This is a genomic window from Chryseobacterium sp. MHB01, assembly GCF_034651565.1.
GTDB classification, from domain to species: domain Bacteria; phylum Bacteroidota; class Bacteroidia; order Flavobacteriales; family Weeksellaceae; genus Chryseobacterium; species Chryseobacterium nepalense.
Map to the genome: position 1 here is coordinate 49,572 of NZ_JAYEDA010000012.1, position 25,513 is coordinate 75,084.

The 25,513-nt window shown below is 35.8% G+C and carries 20 protein-coding genes; 14 read left to right on the forward strand and 6 right to left on the reverse strand.

Annotated features, from left to right (window positions below; genetic code table 11):
* Nucleotides 1–35 precede the first annotated feature (35 nt).
* The 4 genes from U9K52_RS17285 to U9K52_RS17300 form a co-directional block, all read right to left on the reverse strand.
* Nucleotides 36–1,892: a PDZ domain-containing protein gene (locus U9K52_RS17285; protein WP_322927525.1), complete on the reverse strand. Its 1,857-nt coding sequence runs from the start codon at nucleotides 1,890–1,892 to the stop codon at nucleotides 36–38.
* A 122-nt stretch (nucleotides 1,893–2,014) separates the two neighbouring features.
* Nucleotides 2,015–3,646: a M1 family metallopeptidase gene (locus U9K52_RS17290; RefSeq protein WP_322927526.1), complete on the reverse strand. Its 1,632-nt coding sequence runs from the start codon at nucleotides 3,644–3,646 to the stop codon at nucleotides 2,015–2,017.
* 373 nt (nucleotides 3,647–4,019) lie between these two features.
* Nucleotides 4,020–4,844, reverse strand: coding sequence for a twin-arginine translocase subunit TatC (gene tatC / locus U9K52_RS17295; RefSeq protein ID WP_248393700.1), 825 nt, complete (start codon nucleotides 4,842–4,844; stop codon nucleotides 4,020–4,022).
* A gap of 70 nt (nucleotides 4,845–4,914) precedes the next feature.
* Nucleotides 4,915–5,874 carry a KpsF/GutQ family sugar-phosphate isomerase gene (locus U9K52_RS17300; RefSeq protein WP_248393699.1) on the reverse strand — a complete coding sequence of 320 codons (960 nt, stop codon included), beginning with the start codon at nucleotides 5,872–5,874 and terminating at the stop codon, nucleotides 4,915–4,917.
* A 154-nt stretch (nucleotides 5,875–6,028) separates the two neighbouring features.
* Between U9K52_RS17300 and recQ the strand changes: the two genes are divergently transcribed.
* From recQ to U9K52_RS17335, 7 genes are all read left to right on the forward strand, one after another.
* The gene (gene recQ, locus U9K52_RS17305) at nucleotides 6,029–8,233 is read left to right on the forward strand and encodes a DNA helicase RecQ (RefSeq protein ID WP_263602928.1); all 2,205 of its coding nucleotides are present in this window, start codon (nucleotides 6,029–6,031) and stop codon (nucleotides 8,231–8,233) included.
* Between the two features lie 256 nt (nucleotides 8,234–8,489).
* Nucleotides 8,490–9,569: a glycosyltransferase gene (locus U9K52_RS17310; RefSeq protein ID WP_322927529.1), complete on the forward strand. Its 1,080-nt coding sequence runs from the start codon at nucleotides 8,490–8,492 to the stop codon at nucleotides 9,567–9,569.
* Nucleotides 9,570–9,646: 77 nt separating this feature from the next.
* The gene (locus U9K52_RS17315; RefSeq protein ID WP_322927530.1) at nucleotides 9,647–9,997 is read left to right on the forward strand and encodes a hypothetical protein; all 351 of its coding nucleotides are present in this window, start codon (nucleotides 9,647–9,649) and stop codon (nucleotides 9,995–9,997) included.
* A 26-nt stretch (nucleotides 9,998–10,023) separates the two neighbouring features.
* The gene (locus U9K52_RS17320) at nucleotides 10,024–10,377 is read left to right on the forward strand and encodes a hypothetical protein (protein WP_322927532.1); all 354 of its coding nucleotides are present in this window, start codon (nucleotides 10,024–10,026) and stop codon (nucleotides 10,375–10,377) included.
* Nucleotides 10,378–10,496: 119 nt separating this feature from the next.
* Nucleotides 10,497–11,900, forward strand: a complete 1,404-nt coding sequence (gene lpdA / locus U9K52_RS17325) for a dihydrolipoyl dehydrogenase (protein WP_322927533.1) — start codon at nucleotides 10,497–10,499, stop codon at nucleotides 11,898–11,900.
* Between the two features lie 102 nt (nucleotides 11,901–12,002).
* On the forward strand, nucleotides 12,003–12,845 hold the full coding sequence (locus tag U9K52_RS17330) for a DUF4476 domain-containing protein (protein ID WP_322927534.1): 843 nt from the start codon (nucleotides 12,003–12,005) through the stop codon (nucleotides 12,843–12,845).
* Between the two features lie 122 nt (nucleotides 12,846–12,967).
* A complete protein-coding gene (locus U9K52_RS17335; protein ID WP_263602933.1) occupies nucleotides 12,968–13,792 on the forward strand; it encodes a S1 RNA-binding domain-containing protein in 825 nt (274 codons plus the stop codon).
* 34 nt (nucleotides 13,793–13,826) lie between these two features.
* On the opposite strand, the gene U9K52_RS17340 is transcribed toward U9K52_RS17335, so the two are convergent.
* Nucleotides 13,827–14,201 (reverse strand): helix-turn-helix domain-containing protein, encoded by a 375-nt coding sequence (locus U9K52_RS17340; protein WP_263602934.1) that lies wholly within the window; start codon nucleotides 14,199–14,201, stop codon nucleotides 13,827–13,829.
* 185 nt (nucleotides 14,202–14,386) lie between these two features.
* Here U9K52_RS17340 and U9K52_RS17345 point away from each other — a divergent pair, with 185 nt between their 5' ends.
* The 3 genes from U9K52_RS17345 to U9K52_RS17355 all read left to right on the forward strand — a co-directional run bounded on the left by U9K52_RS17345 (nucleotide 14,387) and on the right by U9K52_RS17355 (nucleotide 18,063).
* Complete coding sequence (locus tag U9K52_RS17345) at nucleotides 14,387–14,659, forward strand: hypothetical protein (RefSeq protein ID WP_322927535.1); 273 nt, start codon at nucleotides 14,387–14,389, stop codon at nucleotides 14,657–14,659.
* 83 nt (nucleotides 14,660–14,742) lie between these two features.
* A complete protein-coding gene (locus tag U9K52_RS17350) occupies nucleotides 14,743–15,492 on the forward strand; it encodes a GLPGLI family protein (protein ID WP_322927537.1) in 750 nt (249 codons plus the stop codon).
* 3 nt (nucleotides 15,493–15,495) lie between these two features.
* Complete coding sequence (locus U9K52_RS17355; RefSeq protein WP_322927538.1) at nucleotides 15,496–18,063, forward strand: hypothetical protein; 2,568 nt, start codon at nucleotides 15,496–15,498, stop codon at nucleotides 18,061–18,063.
* A gap of 239 nt (nucleotides 18,064–18,302) precedes the next feature.
* Here U9K52_RS17355 and U9K52_RS17360 read toward each other — a convergent pair whose 3' ends face one another.
* Entirely contained in the window at nucleotides 18,303–18,782 is a 480-nt protein-coding gene (locus U9K52_RS17360) for a hypothetical protein (RefSeq protein WP_322927539.1), read from the reverse strand.
* 190 nt (nucleotides 18,783–18,972) lie between these two features.
* Here U9K52_RS17360 and U9K52_RS17365 point away from each other — a divergent pair, with 190 nt between their 5' ends.
* The 4 genes from U9K52_RS17365 (at nucleotide 18,973) to U9K52_RS17380 (ending at nucleotide 25,292) form a co-directional block, all read left to right on the forward strand.
* A complete protein-coding gene (locus tag U9K52_RS17365) occupies nucleotides 18,973–19,566 on the forward strand; it encodes a TetR/AcrR family transcriptional regulator (RefSeq protein ID WP_263602940.1) in 594 nt (197 codons plus the stop codon).
* Nucleotides 19,567–19,660: 94 nt separating this feature from the next.
* The gene (locus U9K52_RS17370) at nucleotides 19,661–21,028 is read left to right on the forward strand and encodes a TolC family protein (RefSeq protein ID WP_263602941.1); all 1,368 of its coding nucleotides are present in this window, start codon (nucleotides 19,661–19,663) and stop codon (nucleotides 21,026–21,028) included.
* Between the two features lie 9 nt (nucleotides 21,029–21,037).
* Nucleotides 21,038–22,099, forward strand: coding sequence for an efflux RND transporter periplasmic adaptor subunit (locus U9K52_RS17375; RefSeq protein ID WP_248393688.1), 1,062 nt, complete (start codon nucleotides 21,038–21,040; stop codon nucleotides 22,097–22,099).
* Nucleotides 22,100–22,106: 7 nt separating this feature from the next.
* A complete protein-coding gene (locus tag U9K52_RS17380) occupies nucleotides 22,107–25,292 on the forward strand; it encodes an efflux RND transporter permease subunit (protein ID WP_248393687.1) in 3,186 nt (1,061 codons plus the stop codon).
* Nucleotides 25,293–25,513 lie beyond the last annotated feature (221 nt).

Here is a 25,513-nt window from a genome sequence, read left to right on the forward strand (position 1 = left end):
AAAATCCCCGCTTTAATTATTTGATTTTACTGATATTACTTCTTTCCCGTAAGCCACTGATCCTGAAGTTTCTTTTCTTCCGATGTCGGGTTAGCTTTAAACTGTAAATTTTCTATGGTCATTTTATCAAGAACCGCTTTACCTTTAAGATCAATCTTTTCAGATTTCCCGCCGTTGTCCCTAAGAACCGTTACCGTTACATTCTGGCCTTCTTTAATCGTTTTGGAATAATTAATGAAATCCTGAACGTTCTGGATGTTGATGGTTTTCCCATCCAAAGCCAGGATCTTATCGGTAATTTTGAAGCCAATGCTTTTTGCAAAAGGTGAAAGTGCAGAGCTTTCATCAAACACGAAAGTATTTGTTTTTTCGTCATATCCTGTCTGGTTCGGATCTTTAATAAACCAGAAAATCGGCGGCGTTTCCTGCTTCTTCAGTTCAACACCCACCATATTAAGGTATTGTGCATAAGGAGTCGGCTGGCTTCCTGCAATATATTTATTATAAAAATCTCTTACCTGAGGATATCCTGTTACGGCAACCAGTTCATCAATAAGTTTATCATCTTTGAACGGCTTATTTTCACCGAATCGCTGAGACAGCTTTCTGATCATATCGCGATATCCCATTTCACCGTTAGAAAGTTTTCTGAGCTCGATATCCAGACACATGGCAAGAAGTGCTCCTTTTTCATAAACATTTCTGTACTGGTCCTTGTATTCGTCCAGAAGAACATTTTTACTCATCACCGTGAAAGGCATGGTGTCGTTGTAGTTCTTTGAGTTGGTGATTTTTTCATTCATTCTCTGAAGGAATTCATCTCTGGTAATAAGCCCTTCCTGGATCTGGAAAAGGTTGGCGAAATATTCCGTTCCGCCTTCATACATCCATAGATGCTGAGACATTTTCGGATCTGCGTAATCAAAGTAATGGATTTCTTCAGAATGCGTTTTCAATGGATTTACGGTATGAAAAAACTCATGCGAAACGACGTCGGTAATGGTTTTGTCGATTGCTTCTTTCGGCATCATTTCAGGAAGCACAACACTGGTCGATTCATGATGTTCCAGCGCTCCGAATCCTTTGATCTGAGGTCCGTCTCCACCCGCAAGATACAGCATGATCGCGTATTTTTTATTGGTATTCATATCACCCAGGAATTTCTTTTGGGCAACCACCATTTTTTCAAGATTATCTTTAAAATCTGCAGCTTTATATTTCCCGGAAGGTGAGTACACTCCCAATACCAGATCCATACCTCCTGCATTGAAGGTAATATAATCAGGTTTGGTGTACATCAATGGTGAATCGGTAACTTTTGCATAATTGGCCAGCGTAAAGGTATCTGTAGCATCCGATTGGTCCTGGTCTACCAAAGCCGTTGTCCCATAAAAATCTGCCGGCTTCTGAATCACCAGCTGATAAGGAACATCCTGCATATTGTCGATGTATCCGACAAATCCGTGGGTGTTGATGAGGTAAATCTTCCCTGCTTCAATGTCCGTTCCGGATGGCGAAAAAACAGCCTTGTGCTTTGAAGTATCCATTTCATCATCGAAACTATCGTTTACCAGATAGGTGACTTTAGATAGATTCTGTGCATTCTTTAGAGCATAGGTATTGTCATTGACTTTTGTAAATGCAATTTCTTTTCCTTTGTTGTCTAAAAATTTAATGCCTTCCACAAATCTTCCGTAATCATCTACAGAATAGGTTCCGGGTACCGTTTTTGGAAAGTGAAACTTTACATCTCCGGATTTCATCTTCGGAAATTCCATGGTTACGGCCACTTTATCGTCTTTTACGTTCACTAGATCGATTGTAGTTTTAATCGACTGGGCATTCATCAGAAACGTAGTTAAAACGCCTAAGCTAAGTGCTATTTTTTTCATTGAGTTTAAAATTATAGTTAAATAGTTGTTGAAAATCTGTATTTGTTACACCGCGTCTGTTAAATTTTTTATAAAAAAAAGACAAATTCTTTATTAAAAGATTTGTCCTTTGCTGTGTTTTATTATTGTACTTTTTTATACCTGATATAATAATTTTTATTGAATTGTACCGGATTTTCTTTCTTCATTTTTATGGTTTGCCATTGTTCGGTAGGATTAATGGTAAGATCACTGTCGATACTTATAGGTAAACTGAAATTTTTAACCACATTAGTATACCTGAACTTCAGCTCTTCTCCTTTTTGTTCATATTCAAGAACAGGAACTTTTACAGATCTCAGATATTGGTTGAATACGCTTGAAAAATCAATTCCCGATTTTTTTGAAATATAATTTTCAATTTGTTGTGTGGTTACCGTCTGATGATAAAAATCTTTGTTGATTCCTCTTAAAATCTCCCTGAACTTTTCATCATTATTGATTACCTGGCGAATGGTGTGCAGCATGCTTGCTCCTTTAGGGTACATATCGCCGCTGCCCTCATTTCGCACGCCGTATTTTCCGATGATCGGAATATCGTTGCTTACGGTTTTATGAATTCCCTGCATATAAAGGTCTGCAGATTTTTTATCCATAAACTTTTCTGTGAAGAGAACCTCGGAATACATGGTAAATCCTTCGTGTACCCACATGTCTGCCTGATCTTTTGCCGTGATATTGTTGGCAAACCACTCATGGCCGCTTTCGTGGATAATGATGTAATCCCAGTTTAGCCCGACACCGGTTCCTGAAAGATCATTTCCGAGATATCCGTTTGTATATCCGTTTCCGTAGGCTACATTACTCTGGTGCTCCATACCGAGATAAGGCGACTCTACAAGTTTGTAAGAATCCTCATAAAAAGGATACGGACCAAACCAGTATTCAAACGCAGAAAGCATCGGTTTTACCTGCTGAAACTGTTTTTTAGCTTTATCAAGATTATAATCGATTACCCAGTAATCAAGATCCAGCTTGCCTTTTTCTCCTTTGAAAGTATCTTTAAAATTGACATATTTTCCGATGTTGGGAATAATAGAATACGCATTGATCGGATTTTTAACTTCCCATGTATAAGCGGTTTTATCACCTTCCGGTTTTTTACTGATGAGCCTTCCGTTTCCAACACCAACCAGATCTTTCGGCGTAATGATTTTCATAACAATCCCGTTTTCGGGTTCATCACTCCAGATATCTTTGGTAGGAAGCCAGATGGATGCTCCAATGCCTTCATCGGCAACACTCATCCACGGATTTCCTTTTTCGTCTTTGGTAAATATCCATCCTCCGTCCCACGGCGCATTTCTCGCGATTCTCGGATTTCCTGAATAGGTAATATCAACCGTATATTTTTCTCCTTTTTTAAATGCTTTATCAGATTTAATCCAGATAAAATCACCTTCCTGTTTATATTCTGCCATGGGAAAGCTTGCTTGCACTTTATCAGCTTTCATAGGCTGCTGAAGATCTATCTGAAACGTAGGATTTTTAATATCTTTAGTGATTTCAAAGCTGATTTTATTATAGCCCTTTATGCTTTTCGCTTCAAAATCCGGTTCCACGGAAAGGTCGTACTTCTTTACATCCCAGAAATTTCTGAATGCCGTATCTGAACCTTTCAAAGTGTCCTGTTTCGTAAAAGTTTTACCTGTCTCGAAAAACTGGCCGAAAACCAATCCTGAAGCAAATAAAAGCGTATATGAAAGTTTTTTCATCTAAATTAAATTAATGAGACTAAAATAAAGAATAAATTAATTCTGGCATCTGTTTCAATAGCAAATCTGTTAATATGACGGAAAAAATTAAGTTTTGTTACATTCTTTATAAGTGTCATTTTGTAATCAACTGTTTGCGTAGAGAAATTTTCTTCCTTTGCCGGAGTGGCTAAAACAATACAATCTAAGAATACCTTCCATAAAGATACTTCAGAACGGTTGCAAACTTAAGCCCAAAACCCTAGCCGTGATTGCAGCGAAAATCCTTTTTGAAAAAAAGATTGCAGCGGAAAGCGCGAAAAAGCTCCTAAAAAAATCTCATAAAAAAATCCCGCAGAAAGCTCCGCGGGAATATGTTTTAATGTCTTTGAAATTAATTCTTAACAGCCGGCAGATTACCTGCCGCTTTCTGTACCTTTTTGTAGGTATAGGCACACATCACAATACTGAATTCGTAAAGCAATAACAATGGCAATGCTGCCATCATCATACTTAAAACATCTGCCGGCGTTATGATTGCTGCTACCACCATGATGAGAACGATCGCGTGGCGACGGTATGTTTTCATAAAAACCGGGGTTAATATTCCTATGGTTGTAAGGAAATAAATAAGAATCGGGAAAAGGAAAATAACTCCCATTCCGAGAACAACCTGTAAAAATAAAGTTGTATAATCACTTAAATCGTAAAGCGGAATAATGATATCTGAAATTTTAAAAATAACTCCGAAATTAACGGCAAACGGAAGAATCAGGAAATATCCGCATAATACTCCCGTCATAAACAAAATCCATACGGAATTGATGATGAAAATAGAGTTTTTTCTTTCATTGGGATGAAGGGCGGGGCTGATAAACCTCCACAGTTCCCAAACAATGTATGGAAAAGCCAGAACAATACCGCCAAATATGGATACCGCCATCATAACATTGAACTGCTGGTATAATTTGCTGGCACGTACCGGGAAATCTTTAGGAAGGTGAATGCTGTCTTCACCCAAAATCATTCTTGAGAAGTGATTGACCATTTCAAAGGTGGCAAAATCGTTTCTGGTGGGACCGAAAAAAATATGATCCATGATCCAGTTGATGTTAAATCCGATAATGACTGCCGCAATGATGATGGCAAGAATCGAACGGATGAGGTGACCTCTTAATTCTCCAATATGTCCAAGGAAAGACATGTCTTTTTCACTCACAGGATGCTATTTTTAAGGTTTCAAATGTATGAAAAAAGTTTCGGTATTATATAACGTTAAATCTTTCAGCTTAATTAATTCCTTCGTCCAGCAGCTTGTGAAGATCAATAATCCCGAAATACTTTCCGTTTTCCGTCACAACAAGCTGCCCGATATTGTTTTCTTTTAAAATTTTCATGGCTTCTTTTGCCAAAGCTGTTCTTTCAATGGTTTTCGGCTTGGCAGACATAATATCTTTGGCCAGTACTTTTGAAATATCATCGCCTTTCAAAAGCATTCTTCTCAAATCTCCGTCGGTAATTACTCCGATAATCTCATCGTTATTGGTAACAACAGTAATTCCGTGACGGGAACCACTGATGGAGATAATAACGTCTTTTACGGTATCATGTTCCGTTACCTGCGGTTTTTGCGAAGACAAAAAATCATCCACTTTCGATATCAGATTTTTCCCTAGGCTTCCGCCGGGATGAAATTTAGCAAAATCATTAGCCTTAAAATCATTCATTTCCATTAAAGCAATGGCCAGAGCGTCTCCCAAAGCCATCTGTAGAGTGGTGGAACTTGTCGGGGCCAGTTTATTGGGACAGGCCTCCATATCGACATGCGTGTCCAGTATAATTTCTGAAAACTCTGCAAGTTTGCTTGTTTTATTTCCGGTCATCCCGATCAGCGCCGAAGAATATTCTTTAAGATAAGGAACGAGGTTTACAATTTCCGGAGAATTTCCGGAGTTGGAAATGCACAACACCACATCCTGTTTCTGGATCACTCCAAGATCTCCGTGGATGGCTTCTGAAGCGTGCAAAAACTGGGAAGGTGTTCCCGTGGAATTCAGGGTTGCAACGATTTTGTTGCCTACATGGGCAGATTTTCCGATTCCTACCACGATTAATTTACCTTTGGCAGAATGGACAATCTCCACAGCACGGGCAAAATCATCATTTAATCGGTGGCGGAGCTTTTCAAGTTCTGAAATTTCTATTTCTAAAGTGCTTTTCGCTATTGAGATAATGTCGGATCTTTCCATTTTACGTATATGAAGCATATAAAAATCAATTAAAAAAGCGTTATTTCTAAAAGAATTTTTATTATAAATATAATTTTTTATAAATTCGTTCGCTTTTATTTTAAGCGAAAAATTCATAACTTTGGATTAGATGCAAATTTAGCAATAAAATTAGATGAGCGCAAAAAAAGCCAATTTATCAGGCGAATTGAAAAAATATTTCGGATTTTCTACTTTTAAAGGGCAGCAGGAACAAATTATTGAAAACCTTCTGAACGGAAAAGATATATTTGTTTTAATGCCTACCGGAGGTGGAAAATCCTTATGCTACCAGCTTCCGGCACTTATTTCCGAAGGTACAGCCATTGTGGTTTCACCTTTGATAGCATTAATGAAAAATCAGGTGGATGCCGTGAACGGACTTTCATCTGATAGCGGAGTAGCCCATGTTTTGAATTCATCTTTAAACAAAACACAGACCAAACAGGTTTTTGACGATATAAAAAACGGAAAAACAAAACTTCTTTATGTGGCGCCGGAATCTCTTATCAAGGAAGATTATCTGGATTTTCTGAAGGAAGTGAAAATATCATTTTTCGCCATAGATGAGGCTCACTGTATCTCAGAATGGGGTCACGATTTCAGACCCGAATACAGAAATCTCAAATCCATTATCGATAAAATTGCCGATGTCCCGGTAATAGCCCTTACGGCAACTGCCACCCCAAAAGTTCAGGATGACATTCAGAAAACACTGGGAATGACGAATGCTCTGGTCTTTAAAGAGAGTTTCAACAGACCGAACCTCTATTATGAAGTACGTCCGAAAGTAAATGTAGATAAGGAAATTGTAAAATTTATCAATCAGAATAAAGGAAAGTCGGGAATCGTTTATTGCCTTAGCAGAAGAAAAGTGGAAGAGTTTGCTCAGCTTCTTCAGGTAAACGGTATCAATGCCTTACCGTATCACGCAGGTCTTGATCAGAAAGTGCGGGTAGCCAATCAGGACAAGTTTCTGATGGAAGAGGTTGATGTGATTGTCGCTACCATTGCATTCGGGATGGGAATTGATAAACCGGATGTACGTTTTGTCATTCATTATGATTTCCCGAAATCGCTGGAAAGCTATTATCAGGAAACGGGAAGGGCAGGACGTGACGGTGGAGAAGGCTACTGTCTTGCATTTTACGATCCGAAAGACATTGAAAAACTTGAAAAATTCCTGGCTCAGAAACCGGTGTCGGAAAGAGAAATCGGGTTACAGCTTCTTAATGAAGTAGTAGGCTATGCCGAAACGTCCATGAGCAGGAGACAATATATTTTATACTATTTCGGCGAAAATTTTGATCCGGTAAATGGAGATGGCGCGAAAATGTGTGATAATTCCTCAAACCCTCCAAAATTGAAAGATGCTACAGATGATCTTAAAAGAGTCCTGCAGCTGATAAAAGATACGGGTGAGAAGTTTAAAGCAAAAGATCTGATTTCCATTATTGCCGGCAAGGAAACGGCTGTTACAAAATCCTATAAGCTGGAACAAAGCTCTTATTTCGGTTTTGGAAAAGAGGAAAAAGATAATCACTGGAAAACAATTTTAAGACAGGCAACGGTTCAGAATTTTTTACAGAAAGATATTGAAACTTACGGTGTTTTAAAGATTGCTGAAAAGGGTAAACTGGTTTTAGACGGAAAGCTGGAACATTCTTTCCTTATCGCCGAAGACAGGGAGTTTGACCTTACGCAAACAAAAGCCGAAAGTGATCAGGTTCAGATGCAGTCTGCCGGAGGATTGGACCAGAATTTATTCAATCAGTTAAAAGAATTAAGGAAAAAAGTTGCCAAAAAGCACGGAATTCCGCCGTACACAGTTTTTATGGACCCGAGTCTGGAAGATATGACGGTGCAATATCCTATAACAGTTGAAGAGATTGCCAAAATCTACGGTGTTGGTGAAGGAAAAGCTAAAAAATACGGTAAAGAATTTGCGGATTTTATCAGTAAATATGTAGAGGATAATAACATCGAACGTACTCAGGATATGGTGCTCAAACAGGTGGCTAATAAATCCAGCCATAAAGTTTTTATCATTCAGAGTACTGATAAAAAGATTGATCTTGAAGACATTGCAAGAGCCAAAAATCTTTCTATGGACGAATTGCTGAAGGAAATGGAACGCATCGTTTATCAGGGAACCAAACTGAACATTGATTATTATATTGAAGATAATTTTGATGAAGATATTGTAGACGGTTTTATGGAATTCATGAACGAATCCGAAAGTGACAGCATGAAAGTGCTGCTGGATGAATTCGGGGATGAACTTTCGGATGAAGAGGTGAGAATGTTGAGAATAAAATTCATCAGCGATGTTGCCAACTAAATGAAAGATGTATTAAAATATCTTTTGTATATTATAATTTTCTTGATAGGATGTTATTTCCTTTTACTTCTTTTTGGAGTATTTATAGACTGGTATCTTCAAGGAAAAAAATAAAAAAGAAACTCTTCACACGAGGAGTTTCTTTTTCTTTTAGAGACAAGTATTTAGTATAAAATTAAAATCTTTTTTTACATTAAAATCATTAATTATAGATTAGGATCAAAGGTTAATAAAACTTTTTACTAATTTTACAGTGATGAAAAAGATTTCTGTCATATTTATTCTGCCGGATCTTGAAACCGGAGGCGCAGAAAGGATTGTTACCACCATTGCGAATCATCTTTCCAGAGATCGTTTCGAGCCTAAGATTTTGCTGTTACGCAAACAGGGCGGATATCTGAAATTTCTCAATAGAGATGTAGAAATCATTGACATTAATACTGAAAGAATCAGGCATTCATTAAAACCTATTCTGCGGGAAATATACCGCAGAAAACCCGATATTGTATTTTCCGGATTTGGAGAGGTAAATGCATATTTATCATTGTTTATCAAGCTTTTTCCGAAAACGAAATTTATCGCAAGGGAAACGAATGTGGTCACCCGGCACGTCACCAGAAAGGAAATCAAATTCTTCTATAATTTCTATAATAATTACGATAAGATTATTGCGCAAAGCGATGATATGATGCGGGATCTTATTAGAAATTTCAGCATAAAATCGAACAAGATTGTTAAAATCAACAATCCCGTAGATTTTGATTTTATTGAATCAAAGCTTGCTTCCGCACAAAAGCCTGAAAGCTTTAAATTAAACTACAAAAACGTAGTAGCTATCGGAAATTTATCGGCAAGAAAAGGTTTTGATAATCTCCTGAAAGTTTTTTCCAGACTGAAAAATGAAAATATTCTGCTTCACATTCTGGGAGACGGAAAAGACCGCGAAATGTTGCATCAGATGAAGGATTTCCTTGGCCTTGAACGCGTCATCTTCCACGGCAGACAAGAAAATCCATATGAATTCCTGAAATATGCGGACCTTTTTATTCTCTCTTCGCGCTACGAAGGATTTCCTAACGTTTTGCTTGAAGCAGGGGCTTGCGGAATCTATTCGCTGGCCAATAATTGTCCGGGTGGCATTAACGAAATCATACAAAATGAAACTAATGGTGAAGTTTCCGATATAGAAAATTATGAAGATTTTTCACAGAAAATTTTAAAAATTCTTCATAAAAATCATGATGAAGATCTGATTAAAAGCTCTATCAAATCCAGGTTTTCTAAAAATATTATTCTGGATGCCTATGAAAAGGTACTGTTGAGCATGGTGAAATGATTCTGTTGTATTGTTCTTATGCAGTTTATTTTATACTTTTGATGCCTTTAATTTTATCCAAACTATAATAATTCCTCATGAATAAAATCCAGAGAATAGGATGCGCCTGCGAGAAACCCACATCAAATTATACGGAATACAGAAGTTCGGAATTAGGAATTGACCATACGAACGGAAGACATGCGGAAGTAAGCATTCAGCAGTGTAAGCTTTGCCAGAGAATATGGATTCATTACCTGGTTGAATTTGAACATTACTCTAAATCAAGAAGATGGTACAGGGGAATTGTTTCTAAAAAAGACAGGCCACAAATTACCCCCGAAAATGCTGTAGAATATCTGGAAAGTCTTGAATGGTATGTGTATGGAGGTTCTTATTTTGATTCCACAGGAGAATTTGGACAGGGAAAATTGAGCGTCGATTTATAATATCTTTAGATATCTTATGAATTTATATGAATAAGTTTGAAGAGCTGAAACGTTACAGATTTATTAAAAAATTGCGATCAAACGCTATTGCTATTATAACAAATCAAATTGAGATTCATTCCGGATATTTTAAAATGCATTATCTTATTGGAAGAATAAATGATATCCAACCATTAGATATTGATTTAAATATTTTTGAGAAGTTCTATAACGAAATTCAATTTTATCCTGTCGGTGAAGAAAGAAAACTTTACAATATGGAATATCTTAAGAAACTTGATTCAAAATTAGAATTAGTAGATGCAAAATATAAAAATTTGCTTGATGAAAAATGTAAAGAAATCATTGAGAAATTTAAAGATATTAAAGATTTTTGCTGAAAAGGTTTTTAACTCCGCTTTCTTCCAGAAAATTGACAAATCTCACTTTCCCACCTGATAATTAATCGTTAAATTTGTAAGCATAAGAAAGTTAATAATAAACAAATTCATAAAATAACATGAGTCAATTCGATGTTACCGTAATCGGTTCCGGTCCTGGTGGTTATGTTGCTGCAATCCGTGCTGCACAGTTAGGTTTCACAACAGCAATTATTGAAAAATACCCTACTTTGGGAGGAACTTGTCTTAACGTGGGTTGTATTCCGTCGAAAGCGCTTTTAGACAGCTCAGAGCATTTTGAGAATGCAAAACACAATTTTGCCGGCCACGGAATCATTATCAACGAACCTCAGGCTGATATCGCAAGAATGATCGAGCGTAAAAATGAGGTCATCAAACAAAATACAGACGGAATCAGCTATCTGATGAATAAAAACAAAATCACTGTTTTTGAAGGAGTCGGAAGCTTCGAATCTGCAACCCAGATCAAAGTAACGAAGAATGACGGTTCTACAGAAATGATCGAATCTAAATATACCATTATTGCTACAGGTTCCAAGCCATCTTCTTTGCCTTTCATCACGATTGATAAAGAAAGAGTAATTACTTCCACGGAAGCGTTAAACCTTAAAGAGATTCCTAAACATCTTGTGGTAATCGGAGGTGGAGTAATTGGTCTTGAATTAGGTTCGGTTTATTTGAGATTGGGCGCCCACGTTACCGTTGTTGAATTTATGGATAAAATCATTCCAGGAATGGATGGCGCTTTAAGCAAGGAATTGACGAAAGTTCTTAAAAAGCAGGGAATGAAATTCATGCTTGCTACAGCAGTTTCTGCAGTGGAAAGAAATGGAGATACGGTAAAAATCACAGCCAAAGATAAAAAAGGAGAAGAAGTAACGGTTGAAGGAGATTATTGTCTGGTTTCTGTAGGAAGAAGACCGTATACAGACGGACTCGGACTGGAAAAAGCAGGTGTTGAGCTTGACGAAAGAGGAAGAGTGAAAGTAAACGATCACCTTCAGACAAATGTAGCTAACATTTATGCGATCGGAGACGTTATTAAAGGAGCAATGTTAGCTCACAAAGCGGAAGAGGAAGGAGTTTTTGTAGCTGAAACATTAGCAGGACAAAAGCCTCACATTAATTATAACTTAATTCCGGGAGTGGTTTATACATGGCCGGAAGTTGCAGGAGTCGGTAAAACTGAAGAGCAGCTTAAAGAAGAAGGTGTTGCTTATAAAGTTGGATCTTTCCCGATGAGAGCTTTAGGAAGAAGCCGCGCAAGTGGTGATGTTGATGGTCTGGTTAAGATCATTGCAGACGAAAAAACGGATGAAGTTTTAGGAATGCATATCGTAGGAGCGAGAGCTGCCGATCTTATCGCAGAGGGTGTTATTGCAATGGAATTCCGGGCAAGCGCTGAAGATATCGCCAGAAGTTCTCATGCACACCCTACCTATGCAGAGGCCATTAAAGAAGCGGCATTGGATGCTACGGCAAAAAGACCGATTCACATGTAATATTGAATTAAAAAAAATTCAATCATTTAAAAATATTTGTAAATTAGGAGAGGCATAAGCCTCTTCTTTTTTTATGAAAAGGTATTTTTAAATACAAGTGTTATGAAAAGTATATGTATAAGTGTTTTGCTTCTCTTCGCAGTCACTTCATTTGCGCAGGAAGCAGGAAAAGCAGGTGAGCTCCTGAAGAATGAAGCTTCCAAAACTGAAATTGGATCTGTAAATAATAAAAAATCCGGTGTAAACGGCAAAAATAATCCAGGTTTCAGAAACCAGGGAAATAGTGGTTTCAGAACAAATAGTCCGCAATACCGCTGGAATCAGGAATATGGGTATTCCGAAGTTTTTCTCAGAATTCCCGAACAGGGATTTTTCAGTGTGGAAATAGGCGATCAGTTTATCTCCAATAATTCAGGGAAATTCCGGTTTTTTGATCTGCCGGCAGGAAGAATTCCCATTTCAATCTATGAAAGCGGATATTTATTATACAGAACTACTTTGAATGTAAGAAACAACAGCAGACTGGTTCTTGATTTTTTTACCAATGAAGGTTTATTTTTGCTGGATTCTTACCCTGTTCAGTCTTACGGCTTCAACAGTTGGAATGATATCTGGAACAATCCGTACGGAAACAGCGGAAATATAAACTATCCTAATGTGATGGACAATCAGACATTTCAGCAGTTTATGGATACAATGAAGGATAGAGCCTGGTTTGATGATAAAAAACTGGCATTTATCAATCAGCAGGGCAGACATGCGATGTTTACCTCGGAGCAAATCAGTATGTTGGTAAAAGATCTTAGTTTTGATAAAAATAAACTGGCTTTAGCCAAATCATTATTTCCGAAATGTGTGGATAAGCAAAAGTATTTTATTGTTGGAGAAGCATTGGATTTTGAAAGCAGCAGAAAGGAACTGATGGATTATATTTCTAAATTATAAAACATTTGATTCAAATATCAGTTCAACTAAAAGAGGGAAGTTTTTCCTCTTTTTTTGTCCATTTTTCATTTTTGCAAGTTCGGCTTATATTTCCGTACCTTTACCCACTAATTTTATGATCAATGCAACTCGGAAAAACTCAGGCTTTAAAAATTTCAGATAAAAATAATTCAGGATGGATCTTAACGGATGAATCTGGCGAAAAGGCTTTTTTGCCGAAGATTTTCATTCAGGAAGATAAAGAAATAGATGATGAAATTGAAGTCTTTGTATATCAGGATGACAACAAACTGAAGGCAACTACGGAAATTCCATTGGCGGAAGTGGGAGAGTTTGCCGTAATGAGCTGTGTGCAGAGCCTTCCGAGTGGTGCTTTTATGGATTGGGGGATTATCAAAGATCTTTTTATTCCATACAAACAGCAGAAAACAAAAATTGTAGAAGGTAAAAGATATCTTGTACACATTTATGTTGATGAAGACCTGGAACTCATCACCGGAACCACAAAATTTAAAAGAAATCCGCAATATCAGGAGCTGCCATTCAAAAAAGGAGATAAAGTAGATCTTATCATGATGAATGAAAGCGAGTTGGGCTGGAATGTGGTTATCAATAAAAAATACATAGGTCTTATTTACAGTTCTGATGTTTTCAAAAAACTGTATCCTTTATCCGAAGAAACCGGTTATATCAAGGCCATCCGTGAAGACGGAAAAATAGATGTTTCACTCCAGCCGGAAGGTTTTGAAAATATTGATGAGTTTAAAAAGAAAATTCTGGATAAACTGGAAGAAAATTACGGTCTCCTATACATTTCCGATCAGTCGTCTCCTGAAGAGATCAAAGATGAGCTCCAGATGAGTAAGAAGAATTTTAAAAAAGCCATTGGCGGACTTTATAAAGATAAAGTTATTGATATCCTTGACGATAAAATCAAATTATTATAAAACAAAAAAGAGCAGAATTTTCTGCTCTTTTTTGTTATTTCTCTTTTAAAAAAGTAATCTGTTCTTTTAGTAAAAGAATTTGCTCATCTTTAGACTTAATAAGTTTATCGTAGGTATCTTTGATATCATTAATAACATCTTTATAGTCATTATTGATGGTTTCTACATAACCATTCCCTTCATTAGATTGATTATTAAATATATTTTTAGTATCAATATCCAAAAGGTTGGATAAATCTTCATTGAGAATTTCAGATATTTTCATCAGCCTTTCTACACTTAATTTGGTTTCTCCCGTTTCTATTTTACGATATGCAGCCGGGGTAATGTTTAGTTCGTGAGCCATATTTTCAAAAGTATAGCCTTTTTTACTCCTTTGTTGGGCAATTTTCTCAATAATTTTCTCCATTTCTGTCATTTATATTTAATTTCCTCAAAAGTATATATTTTTTTAATAAAAGTAAAAATATTTTTATCAAAAGTATTTTTCAACTCGGAGGGATTTAATTAGCTTAGCCATTAGAAAAAACACAAGTGCACAAATGTTTTTTATAGTGTTTTAAATTTATTTTTAATCAAACAGAAATTTCATTTATGAAAAAATTTTTATTCGCAGCTGTATTAGTTGCTGGAACTACTTTAGGATTTGCAAAAGACAATGTACAATCTACAAACATTTTAAAAGTTGACAAGAATTTGTCATTAGAGAAAGTTACTCCTTCTGTAGATAAGAAAATCATCAGTGTTAAAAAAATTTGTGGTCAGCTTGTTTATACAGAGGAACAGCATAGCTATTATGATATGCAGACAAATACAATTATAACTGAAACAGTGGGAACTTATACTCATTATACTTACTGGTGTTAAGATTTTAATTAAGTACAGATTATACACTTGTGCATCATTATTACAAAATATTGGTGCACATTTCAATTTAATATTATCATCCTATGAAAATAAATGTAATAATAGCTTTATTTGCCTCAGCCTTTTTAAACAGTTTATTTGGGCAATATCTAAAAATAGAATATGAAAGAACGGATCTTCAAGATATCAGCAGTTCGACAATGTCAAAAGAATATAATGATAAAGTAAAAGAAGCAAGAAAAAAACCTCAAAAAAATTTTCTATACTATGCTAACGGAAATTCTTTTTTTAAAAATATTCCCCGTGCTAGCTTCATTCATGATGCAGGAAAAACACAAATTGATGAATCAAACGTAACGGTTAAAAAAGAAGTTTTCACAGATTTTGAAATTAAAATATACCATTTAAAAAACGAAAAGGGCTCTTATCAATACCAAAATTATCCAAGAATTAATGAAGAATTTTATGGGTACGTTGAAATGAATTATAAAAAAATAAATTATAAAGATGATATCCTAAAAATTGATAATTATTTTTGCAAATTAGTAGAAGTTACCCTCATAAATGATCAGATAGCAAAAATATGGTATACAGAAGATATCCCTATTTCTACAGGTCCCGCAGGCTTTAATACTTTTCCTGGTGTTGTACTAAGAGTCGAATCTCCAAGCTATGTAATGACTGCTGTAAAAATTAGTAATGATGCTAAGGAAAGTGACGTTGAAAAAATCAATGCAAAATTAAGGGTGTATAGAGGTGATGATTTCACTAATAAAATGAAGGAAGTAAGAGAGCTTAACAGTAAGCCAATTCTTCAGGAAATAAAGTTGTAATAAATGGCATTGAGATTCTTAACTTTTATTCTAATATTTTTTTTCTGCCACTCTTTTTCACAAAGCATTACTATAACTGTAAAAGATAATACTGGTAAATCTATAAGTGATACCAATGTACAGCTGCTTCATAATGGAAAAACAATAGATTTCCAAAAAACAAATGATACAGGTAATTGTACTTTCCAGCTCTCTGAAAAGGGAGTTTTTTCTTTAAAATTCACCTCTGTTTTTTACAAGACAAAAATTGTTGAAGTTGATACTAATCAAAAAACAGATTTTAATATGGAACTAGAGCAACAGATTACAGAGATCAAGGAAGTAGAAATTAAATCACGTCCAAAGATTGCATCAGGTAATGAAGACACCATTTCTTTTAACCTAAAAGCTGTAAGAGACGGAACAGAAAGAACAACAGAAGACCTGATTAAAAAACTTCCGGGATTAGATATTAATGATAATGGAAAAGTTACTTATAAAGGGAATACAATAGGGCAAGTATTAGTTGAAGGAAATGAGTTATTTGGTAAAAACCATAAAATGGCAACTCAAAATATTTCTGCTAATATGATTGAAGGTATTGATCTTTGGCAGAACTTCAATACTATCAACGGAAATCACTCTACTGCTTTAAATTTAAAATTGAAAAGCGAGTATAAAGGTAAAATTACAGGAAATATAGAAGGTAACTATGGGACTGAAAATTCTTATTTAGGTCACAACAATTTATTTAAGTTTGGAAAAGCCGGAAATTTAGCATTTGTTGCTGATGCTAACAATATTGCTAAAGACCCAATTAATTTCATGGATTTTTATGAAATGAACACTCAGGAAGATGTAGAAAATTCTGAATCCAAAAATAATATAGATATACCAAGTTTTCTTAACAATGATGGTAAAGTAATGTCAAAAGCAAATCAATTCGGAGCATTACAATATTCTAAATCAAAAAAGAATTTTAGCATTACTGCTTTCTCAATTCTTAACAATACTCAACTAGAAAAATATTCTACAACAAGAAGAATAGCATTTGAGAATCAGTCTCTGGATCTTAATTATTTTGAGCAAAAAAGAGAAGATAATAAAGGGTATTTTGGAACCACTCAAATTAAAATGAAAAAGACTTTTCCTGATAATAGTTTTTTATATTATAATATGGTGTATAATCCTACGGAAGATAGTTTTAAACAAAATATGGATAGATTTTCTGACGAAAACAATTTCTTTGAAATAGATAATAAAACGAAAAATATAAGTTTGAGTAATTTTCTATCATGGAATAAAGAAGTTATAGGATCTAAACTTATATTTTCTTTAAGCCAAATTAATGAATCTTTTGAAGGTGGATTAGATATAAATTCTAATAATAAACTATTTTTAGGGAATAGTAATCTTTTATCACAACAATATATAACCAATTCTAATAAGTATGCATTTGACGCTTATTTAAAAAACAAAAACAAAGTGATTAATTTCAACTTTCATACAGGAATTTCTTATAAAAAAGATATTTCTGCTTTAGACGAGATTTATTCCCAAGCTAAGGAAAGCAGAAACCTCAAGATTTACCATTATATTAATGACTTTAATCTTTTTAAGAAAATAAAAGGATTTGAATTTGTAGTAGCTTTAAGTTCAAACTTTCTAAATATTAATGATGTTAATAAACATTATTTTGAAAAAAGATTTCAAGTAAAATATAGTCCTGATATTATTTCAATTGGAGAATTTGAATTAGGTTATAGTAGCAAATATAATACTCCAGGCTTAAAGTTACTTCAATACAGTCCTTTATATACTAAGGATCTTTTGTTTTTTCAAAATACATCGCTAACCTCAGATTTGTTAAGTAAGACTAACAGTTATAAATTTACATGGCATCGTTTCAATTTTGAAAAAGGAAACAATTTATTTTTAATGATGATGTATAATAAGACTCAGTCAACATTTACAACCAATACTACTAATTATGGGACATTTTCTAAAATTGAAAATACTGTTGGAGGATCTAATGATAAATTCATTTTTTTAGTAGCCAATGATTCGAAATTTGCTAAGAATTTTACTTTGAAATCGAAGTTTACGGGAATGATTAATAGAACCTCTAACTTTATTAATAATAATACAAACTTTTCGACAATAAAGAACTTTGAATTATCACAAAAAGTTTCAACAAATTTTAAAAATAGACCATTACAATTTGATTTGGGTTATACTTTATTAAAGAATGTATTTGAACAAAGTTTTTATGATGTGAACTCCAAGCAGAATAATATAAAGTTGGCTTTAGGAATTCGAGCAAATATTAGAAAAGAATTGATCGCCAATGTTTTAGGGGAATGTTTGATTCAAAAAACAGATCAAAATACTTTGAAGAATTTTTTAATTGGCGGGCAGGTATCCTATAGAAAGGAAAAGTCTAATTTTGAATATAATCTTTTATTCAATAATATTTTAAATCTGAATTCTTTTCAATATATCAATAGCTTTACGAGCCAATTAGGAATCGATGAAATTTCAACTACAGCTTTACGGGGATATATTATTGGCGGTCTGAAATATAATTTTTAATTTATTGTTTTATAATATTTTTTTAACTATTTAATACTTGTTGTATGTGCATTGATATTTTAAGTTATTGCTTACATTCTTTTAGTTTTTAATTAGATATAAAAAATATCAATAAAAACATTTAAAAGGTGTTCGTTGTCACATTTTGTGACAACGAACACCTTTTAAATATAAAAAAAGACTCTTTTAATATCAAAATAGATACTAAAAGAGTCAAATTGTCAGGTCTTTTATTAATGCTATTCCTTTTTAGAATTAATTTTATTTGCCTTCTTACTGAATCGCTGACTTAAATCTTCGTATATTGGTTTCGCAGTAGTTACTGCTTTGGATGCTGCTTCTTTAACTGTTCCATAGTACATCATTGAAGCAACCAGTGCTTCACTTCCTGCAAGCATTATAGTATCATCCAGGTCAGAGGCTAATTGTTCTGCTAAATTGGCTAAAGGTTTTAATCCTGTAACCACCATTTCATCTTTTAGAAATTCGGTTTTATCCATATATACTGGTGCAAATTCAGGGTTGGTGGTAATATACATTTTTACCTTTTGTACCGTTGCAATAGTTTTATCACCCATTTTAAAAAGTGATTTTCTCTCATCAACAGTGAGAGCTTGTAAATATGGGAACAGTAAAGTTTTGCACTCTTGAAGTTTTTGATTTACGCTGTCTAATACATTTTGAGGAATTTCCACACTGATTTGATTATTTGTGCTCATTTTAATAAATTTTTATCTAAAATAATTATAAACCTGCACCTAAAAAATTTATTTACTGGTTTTTTTCTTATGTTAAATTCTTTATGTTAAAACCTGATGCATATCATAATTATTTTCTTTAATTATTTTGTTTAACAATTTTGTCAAAACATATGATTGATTTATATTTGCACAAATTTGTTTAACAAAAATGTCAAATCAAACAAAAAAAGACCAAACACAGGAATTAATCAAAGAAACTGCAAAGAATTTATTTTTTGTGAAAGGGAAGTTTGATGCCACCACACAGGAGATTGCTGATGAGGCCGGGGTCAACAGAACGCTGATCAACTATTATTTTCGATCAAGAGATAATCTGATCCAGATCATTTTTGATGAAGCGCAGAAAGTAGAACACGAAAAATCTGAAATCATTATGAATTCTGATTTACCGTTTAAGGAAAAGATTGGCCAGTTCATCGAAGGAAGTTTGTCTACCAGTCTTCAGTATCCATATTTGGAAACCTATATCGTTTCACAGATCAACAAAGGAAACTGCCATAAAAAAGATATTGAAGAAGATGAATTAAAAAAACTGTATCAGGAAGTAGAAGCAGAAATGGAGCTGGGAAATATTGAAAAAATGGCACCCATTCAGTTTGTCTTGAATATGATTTCCCTATTGGTTTTTCCAAGTGCCGTAAGACCTTTATTAATGGAAAATCTAATGATAGATGAAGTGACATTCGATAAAATTATTTCAGAACGGAAAGACATCATTTTAAATATGTTATTTAAAAATTAAAAATGTTAAAGTATTTTAAAAAATGAATCGTCTTTTAGAAATAAAAACTACAGCAACAGCAATTACATTAAAAAAATAAACGAAGTATAAAATTATGAAAAGAAAACGAATAACTGCACTAAAGCTTAAAATAGGAATAGCGGCTGCATTTATGATTTTCGGCTTTTCATCACTATCTGCACAGCAGCAGGTTTCCCTTCAGGAGGCCATTAAACAGGCGCTCCAAAATAAGGCGGAAGCTAAAAAAGCTGCTTTACAGGTGAAAAAAGCTGAATACAAAATTGATGAGGCCAGAGCCGGAGCCCTTCCGCAGATCAGTGCCAACATCAGTAATACTTTTAATCCGATTCTTCAGAAATCTGTGCTTCCCGGAGAAATTATCGGGATGCCCGGACAGCTTGTTCCCGTTACTTTCGGAACAAAATGGCAGTCGGTAAATTCAGTGTCGCTGTATCAGAATATCTTTGATCAAAGGGTTTTTACAGGGTTAAAAGCGGCTAAATCTACAAGAGAATTTTATCTGCTTAATTCTGAACTTACCAATGAACAGATTATCGAAAACGTAGCAACTGCCTATTACCAGGTATTTGTTCAGGAAGAAAACCTTAAAACCGTAGAAGCCAGCTATGCCAATACGGAAAGAGTGAGAAATGTTATTAAAAGTCTCGTGGATAACGGACTGGCAAAATCCATTGATCTTGACCGTACCAACGTTCAGCTTACGAATATCGGTTCAAACAGACAACAGCTTGTAAATGCTGTTGAAGTTTCAAAAAATGCACTGAAATTCTATATGGGAATCCCGATCAGTACACCTATTGAACTGGAAGAAAAAACCATCGAGCCGAATACGGCATTATTAAATACTGCTGCCAATTTGGAAACCCGTTCAGAGATTAAAGTATTGAACAAACAGAAAGAACTTTTACAATACAATAAAAAAGCTACTGAAGCTTTACTGTATCCAACGGTTGGCCTGCAGGCAAACTACGGATGGCAGGGACTGGGTAATAAGTTTCCGTATTTTACGGGAAGCGCCCAGGGAACAAACTGGAGTGATTATGCGTCTATAGGTTTAGCGATTAAAATCCCGATTTTCTCAGGCGGATCGACAAGAGCGCAGATTCAGCAGGCTGAAATTGATATTCAGGATCTTGATCAGGATATTAACAATACCAGAGAAAGTCTCGACCTTGATTATAAAAATGCCATCAGTAATATGGAAAATGCGATCATTAATATCGAAAGCATGAAGGATAACGTTGGTCTTGCCGAAAGAGTTCAGAAAAATACACAATCCAATTATCAATATGGTCTTGCCACACTTACCGAAGTGCTGGATGCTGAAAATGCCCTTACTCAGGCTAAGCAGAATTATGCAAATGCTTTATTGGATTATAAACAGGCTGAAATTAAATTAATCAAAGCAAAAGGACAATTAAACACATTACAAAACCCATAATAAACTACAATGAAAAAAACTCTAATATATATTATCGTGGCAGCTGTACTGGTCGGTCTAGCGGCGTACAAAATTGCAGGAAATAAAGAAAAGCAGACTCAGGAAGTAAAAGAAGTAGCTAAGCAGGTAGACAAAATCAATGTGAATGTGGTTACGGTTTCCAGAGAAAATATAGATACGGATTATTCTGCCAACGGAACATTCATTCCAAAGCAGGAATCCAACCAGTCTTCTGAAATCTCCGGAAGAATTGTAAGTGTTCTGGTTAAAGAAGGGTCAAGAGTAGGTGCCGGCCAGGTTTTGGCGACTATTAAAAAAGATGCCATCGAAGTAGACGTTACCCAGGCTCAGAACAACTTGCAGAATGCTATTATTGATAATCAGCGTTACGAAAATGCTTTCAAAACAGGAGGGGTGACAAAGCAGCAGCTTGACAATTCAAGATTACAGCTTAAAAATGCGCAGGCGGCAGTTCGTGCGCAGGGGGTAAAAATAAACGATACCAGCGTTCGCGCAGGAATCAGCGGTACCATCAACAAGAAAATGGTGGAACCGGGAATGGTAGTCGCACCGGGAACTGCTTTATTTGAAATTGTGAATATCAATTCATTAAAGCTTTCAGTTTTAGTTGACGAAAGCCAGATCGGGAAAATTCAGATCGGGCAGGAGGTTCCTATTAAAGTAAATGTTCTTCCTGAAGATTCTTTTGTGGGAAGAATTACATTCATTGCTCCCAAAAGTGATGCTTCTTTAAATTTCCCTGTTGAAATTGAAGTTCAGAACAAAGGAAACCTGAAAGCCGGGATGTATGCTACAGCAACATTTAAAACCAACCATGGCGCGGAAACTCAGAACATGCTTACGGTTCCTGCAGAAGCTTTTGTAAATGGTGTAAGTTCAGGACAGTTATTTGTTGTTCAAAATGGTGTTGCAAAATTGATTAAAGTAACCGTTGGGAAAGTGTACGGGGATAAAGTTCAGGTGCTAAGTGGACTGAATGGAGGCGAACAGGTGGTAACCAGCGGGCAGATCAATCTGGATAACGGGTCTAAAGTAAATATCGTAAAGTAGAAGATCTATGAAGTTAGCAGAAATATCGATTAAAAGACCATCGTTGGTGATCGTATTATTTACGATTCTTACGCTGGGTGGTATCCTGAGTTATACACTCATGGGATACGAATTGATTCCGAAGTTTGAAACCAATATGGTAACAATTTCTACGGTATATCCGGGGGCTTCACCCGCAGAGGTGGAAACATCGGTTACCCGAAAGATCGAAGACGCCGTTGGTTCTTTGGAAAACGTGAAAAAAGTAGAATCTTCTTCCTATGAAAGCTTATCCGTAATCATGGTACAGCTGAATGACGGAGCAGATGTGGATTATGCTTTAAATGATGCTCAGAGAAAAGTAAATGCGATCTTGGCAGACCTTCCGGATGATGTGGATGCCCCGTCACTGAATAAATTCTCACTCGATGATTTACCGATCATCACGATGAGTATTTCATCAGATAAATTAAACAGCAAAGATCTGTACGACCTTTTAGATAAAAAAATAGAACCGATTTTCTCCCGTGTAAACGGCGTGGCACAGGTAGATCTTGTGGGGGGACAGGAAAGAGAAATTCAGGTGAATCTTGATGAGAAGAAGCTGCAGGGGTATGGGCTGTCAATTGGCGATGTGCAGCAGGCAATTTTATCTTCAAACCTTGATTTCCCTACAGGGAGTCTGAAAACAAGAACCTCAAAATCTACCATCAGGTTATCAGGAAAATATAAATCGGTAGAAGAAATGAACAATCTTGTGGTTTCCAATAAAAATGGAGCACAGGTTCGTTTATCTGATATTGCAACGGTTTTTGACTCCCAGAAAGATGTTGAAAAAGTAGCAAGGTTCAATCAGTTTCCTACTATTTTGATGCAGGTGAAAAAACAGTCGGATGCAAATGCGGTTTCCGTTTCGGAAAGTGTTCAGAAAACTATTGAAACGGTACAGGAAGCATACAAAGCTCAGGGAATTAAAGTAAAAGTTGTAAACGATACAACAGACTTTACCCTGGAGTCTGCCAACCACGTTATCTTCGACTTGTTCCTTGCGATTATCCTTGTGGCTATTGTGATGTTATTATTCCTTCACAGTATCAGAAATGCATTTATCGTAATGGTATCAATCCCGGCTTCCCTTATAGCAACGTTCATTGGGATGAATCTTATGGGTTATACACTGAACTTAATGAGTTTATTAGGGCTCTCGCTCGTGGTAGGTATCCTTGTAGATGACGCGATTGTTGTACTGGAAAATATTTACCGTCACATGGAGATGGGGAAAAGTAAAATCCGTGCAGCATACGACGGAGCTTCGGAGATTGGATTTACGGTTGCGGCAATTACCCTGGTAATCGTGGTAGTATTCCTTCCGATTGCGATGAGCTCCGGTTTGGTGGCCAATATTCTGGCACAGTTCTGTGTTACGGTAGTAATTGCTACATTGTTGTCATTGCTGGCTTCGTTTACCATTATTCCTTGGCTTTCTTCAAGATTCGGTAAGCTGGAACATTTAACCGGAAAAAACTGGTTTGAAAAATTCATCCTTTGGTTTGAAGGAATGATCGACCGATTTACCCACTGGATCACAGGAATTCTGGAATGGTGTCTGAAAACAACCTTGAGAAGAATTTCTACAGTTGTAATAACATTCGTTGTTTTAATTGCTTCTTTCATGCTGGTGGCATTCGGATTTATCGGAGGTGAATTCTTCCCGCCGATCGACAGAGGACAGTTCCTTGTTCAGATGGAATTATCAAAAGATGCAACTGTTGAAAAAACAAATCAGCTGACATTGGATGTTGAAAAGTTTTTAAGAAATGATAAAGACGTTGTAGACCTTATCACCACGGTAGGGCAGCAGTCAACCGGTTTCGGTGGAGCTCAGGCTACAACTTACCAGTCTGAGGTTCAGGTAAACTTGACCGACAAGTCTGAACGTTCTGAAAGCACAAATATCAAAGCGGCAAAAATAAAAAGAGCGTTAGAAGAGAGATTTACCGGAGTTGAATTTAAAACTGCTCCAATCGGAATCATGGGTGCTGAAAATGCGCCGATCGAAATGGTGGTAACCGCACCGGATAACGCAACCGCTGTAAAGGAAGCAACAAGAATCCTGGAATTACTGAAAAAAGTTCCCGGGGCTGTAGATGCTGAATTATCTACCGATACAGGAAACCCTGAAGTACAGGTAAATATAGACAGAGATAAAATGGCTTCTTTAGGATTAAACCTTTCCAGTGTAGGACAAACGATGCAGACTGCATTCAACGGAAATACAGATGGGAAATTCAGAGCCGGAGAATATGAATATGATATTAACATTCGTTTCGGAGATGCCAACAGACAATCTATTGATGATGTTAAAAACTTAATGTTTACCAATCCGCAGGGACAGCAGATTCGTTTAAGTCAGTTTGCTGAAGTTAAAATGGGTTCAGGACCAAGCTTGCTGGAACGTAGAGATAAGGCACCTTCTGTAAAAGTAAGAGCCAAAGCTGTAGGTAGACCGGTGGGAGATGTGGCCAATGAATGGGCTAAACAATTCATGGATGGCAAAAACAAACCTGTAGGTGTAGATTATATCTGGAGCGGAGACATGGAAAACCAGCAGGAAGGTTTCGGTACTTTAGGAATTGCTTTACTGGCAGCTATCGTATTGGTGTACCTGGTGATGGTTTCTTTATATGACAGTTTCGTGTATCCGTTTGTGGTATTATTCTCCATTCCTTTGGCAATGATCGGAGTAATGGTGATTCTTGCACTTACTGCCAATTCATTAAACATCTTTACCATGTTGGGGATGATCATGTTGATTGGTCTGGTTGCAAAGAATGCGATCCTGATCGTCGACTTTACCAATGCGAGAAAAGCTGCAGGAGCCAACACCCATGATGCTTTGGTACAGGCTAATCACGCCCGTCTTCGTCCGATCCTGATGACAACAATTGCGATGATCTTCGGGATGTTACCGATCGCATTGGCTACAGGAGCCGGAGCGGAGATGAACAAAGGTCTTGCATGGGTAGTTATTGGTGGTTTAACATCATCTCTATTCCTTACCTTGATTATTGTACCAGTGGTTTACTCTTTATTTGATTCCATCCTGAGAAGAATGGGCAAACATGAAAAAGTGGATTATGAAGCTGAAATGAAAGCCGATTATGATCACAGAGAACTGAGTGAAGACGGTTATACCCCGAAACATTTAGACTAATATAACAACAACCTTAATTAACCTTAAAAGTGCATCAGAAATGGTGCGCTTTTTTTCATTGCGATGAGCAAGAAGCAATTTTAAATGATAACATCAATGCTCAATTGCTGAGTATAAACTGAAAGTTTACGAACATAGTTCAGCCTTTGCGGACAAAAATATTTTTGATAATTTTAAAAAACTTTGCAATTCTTTGTGTTAAGATTAATCCAACAAAAAAG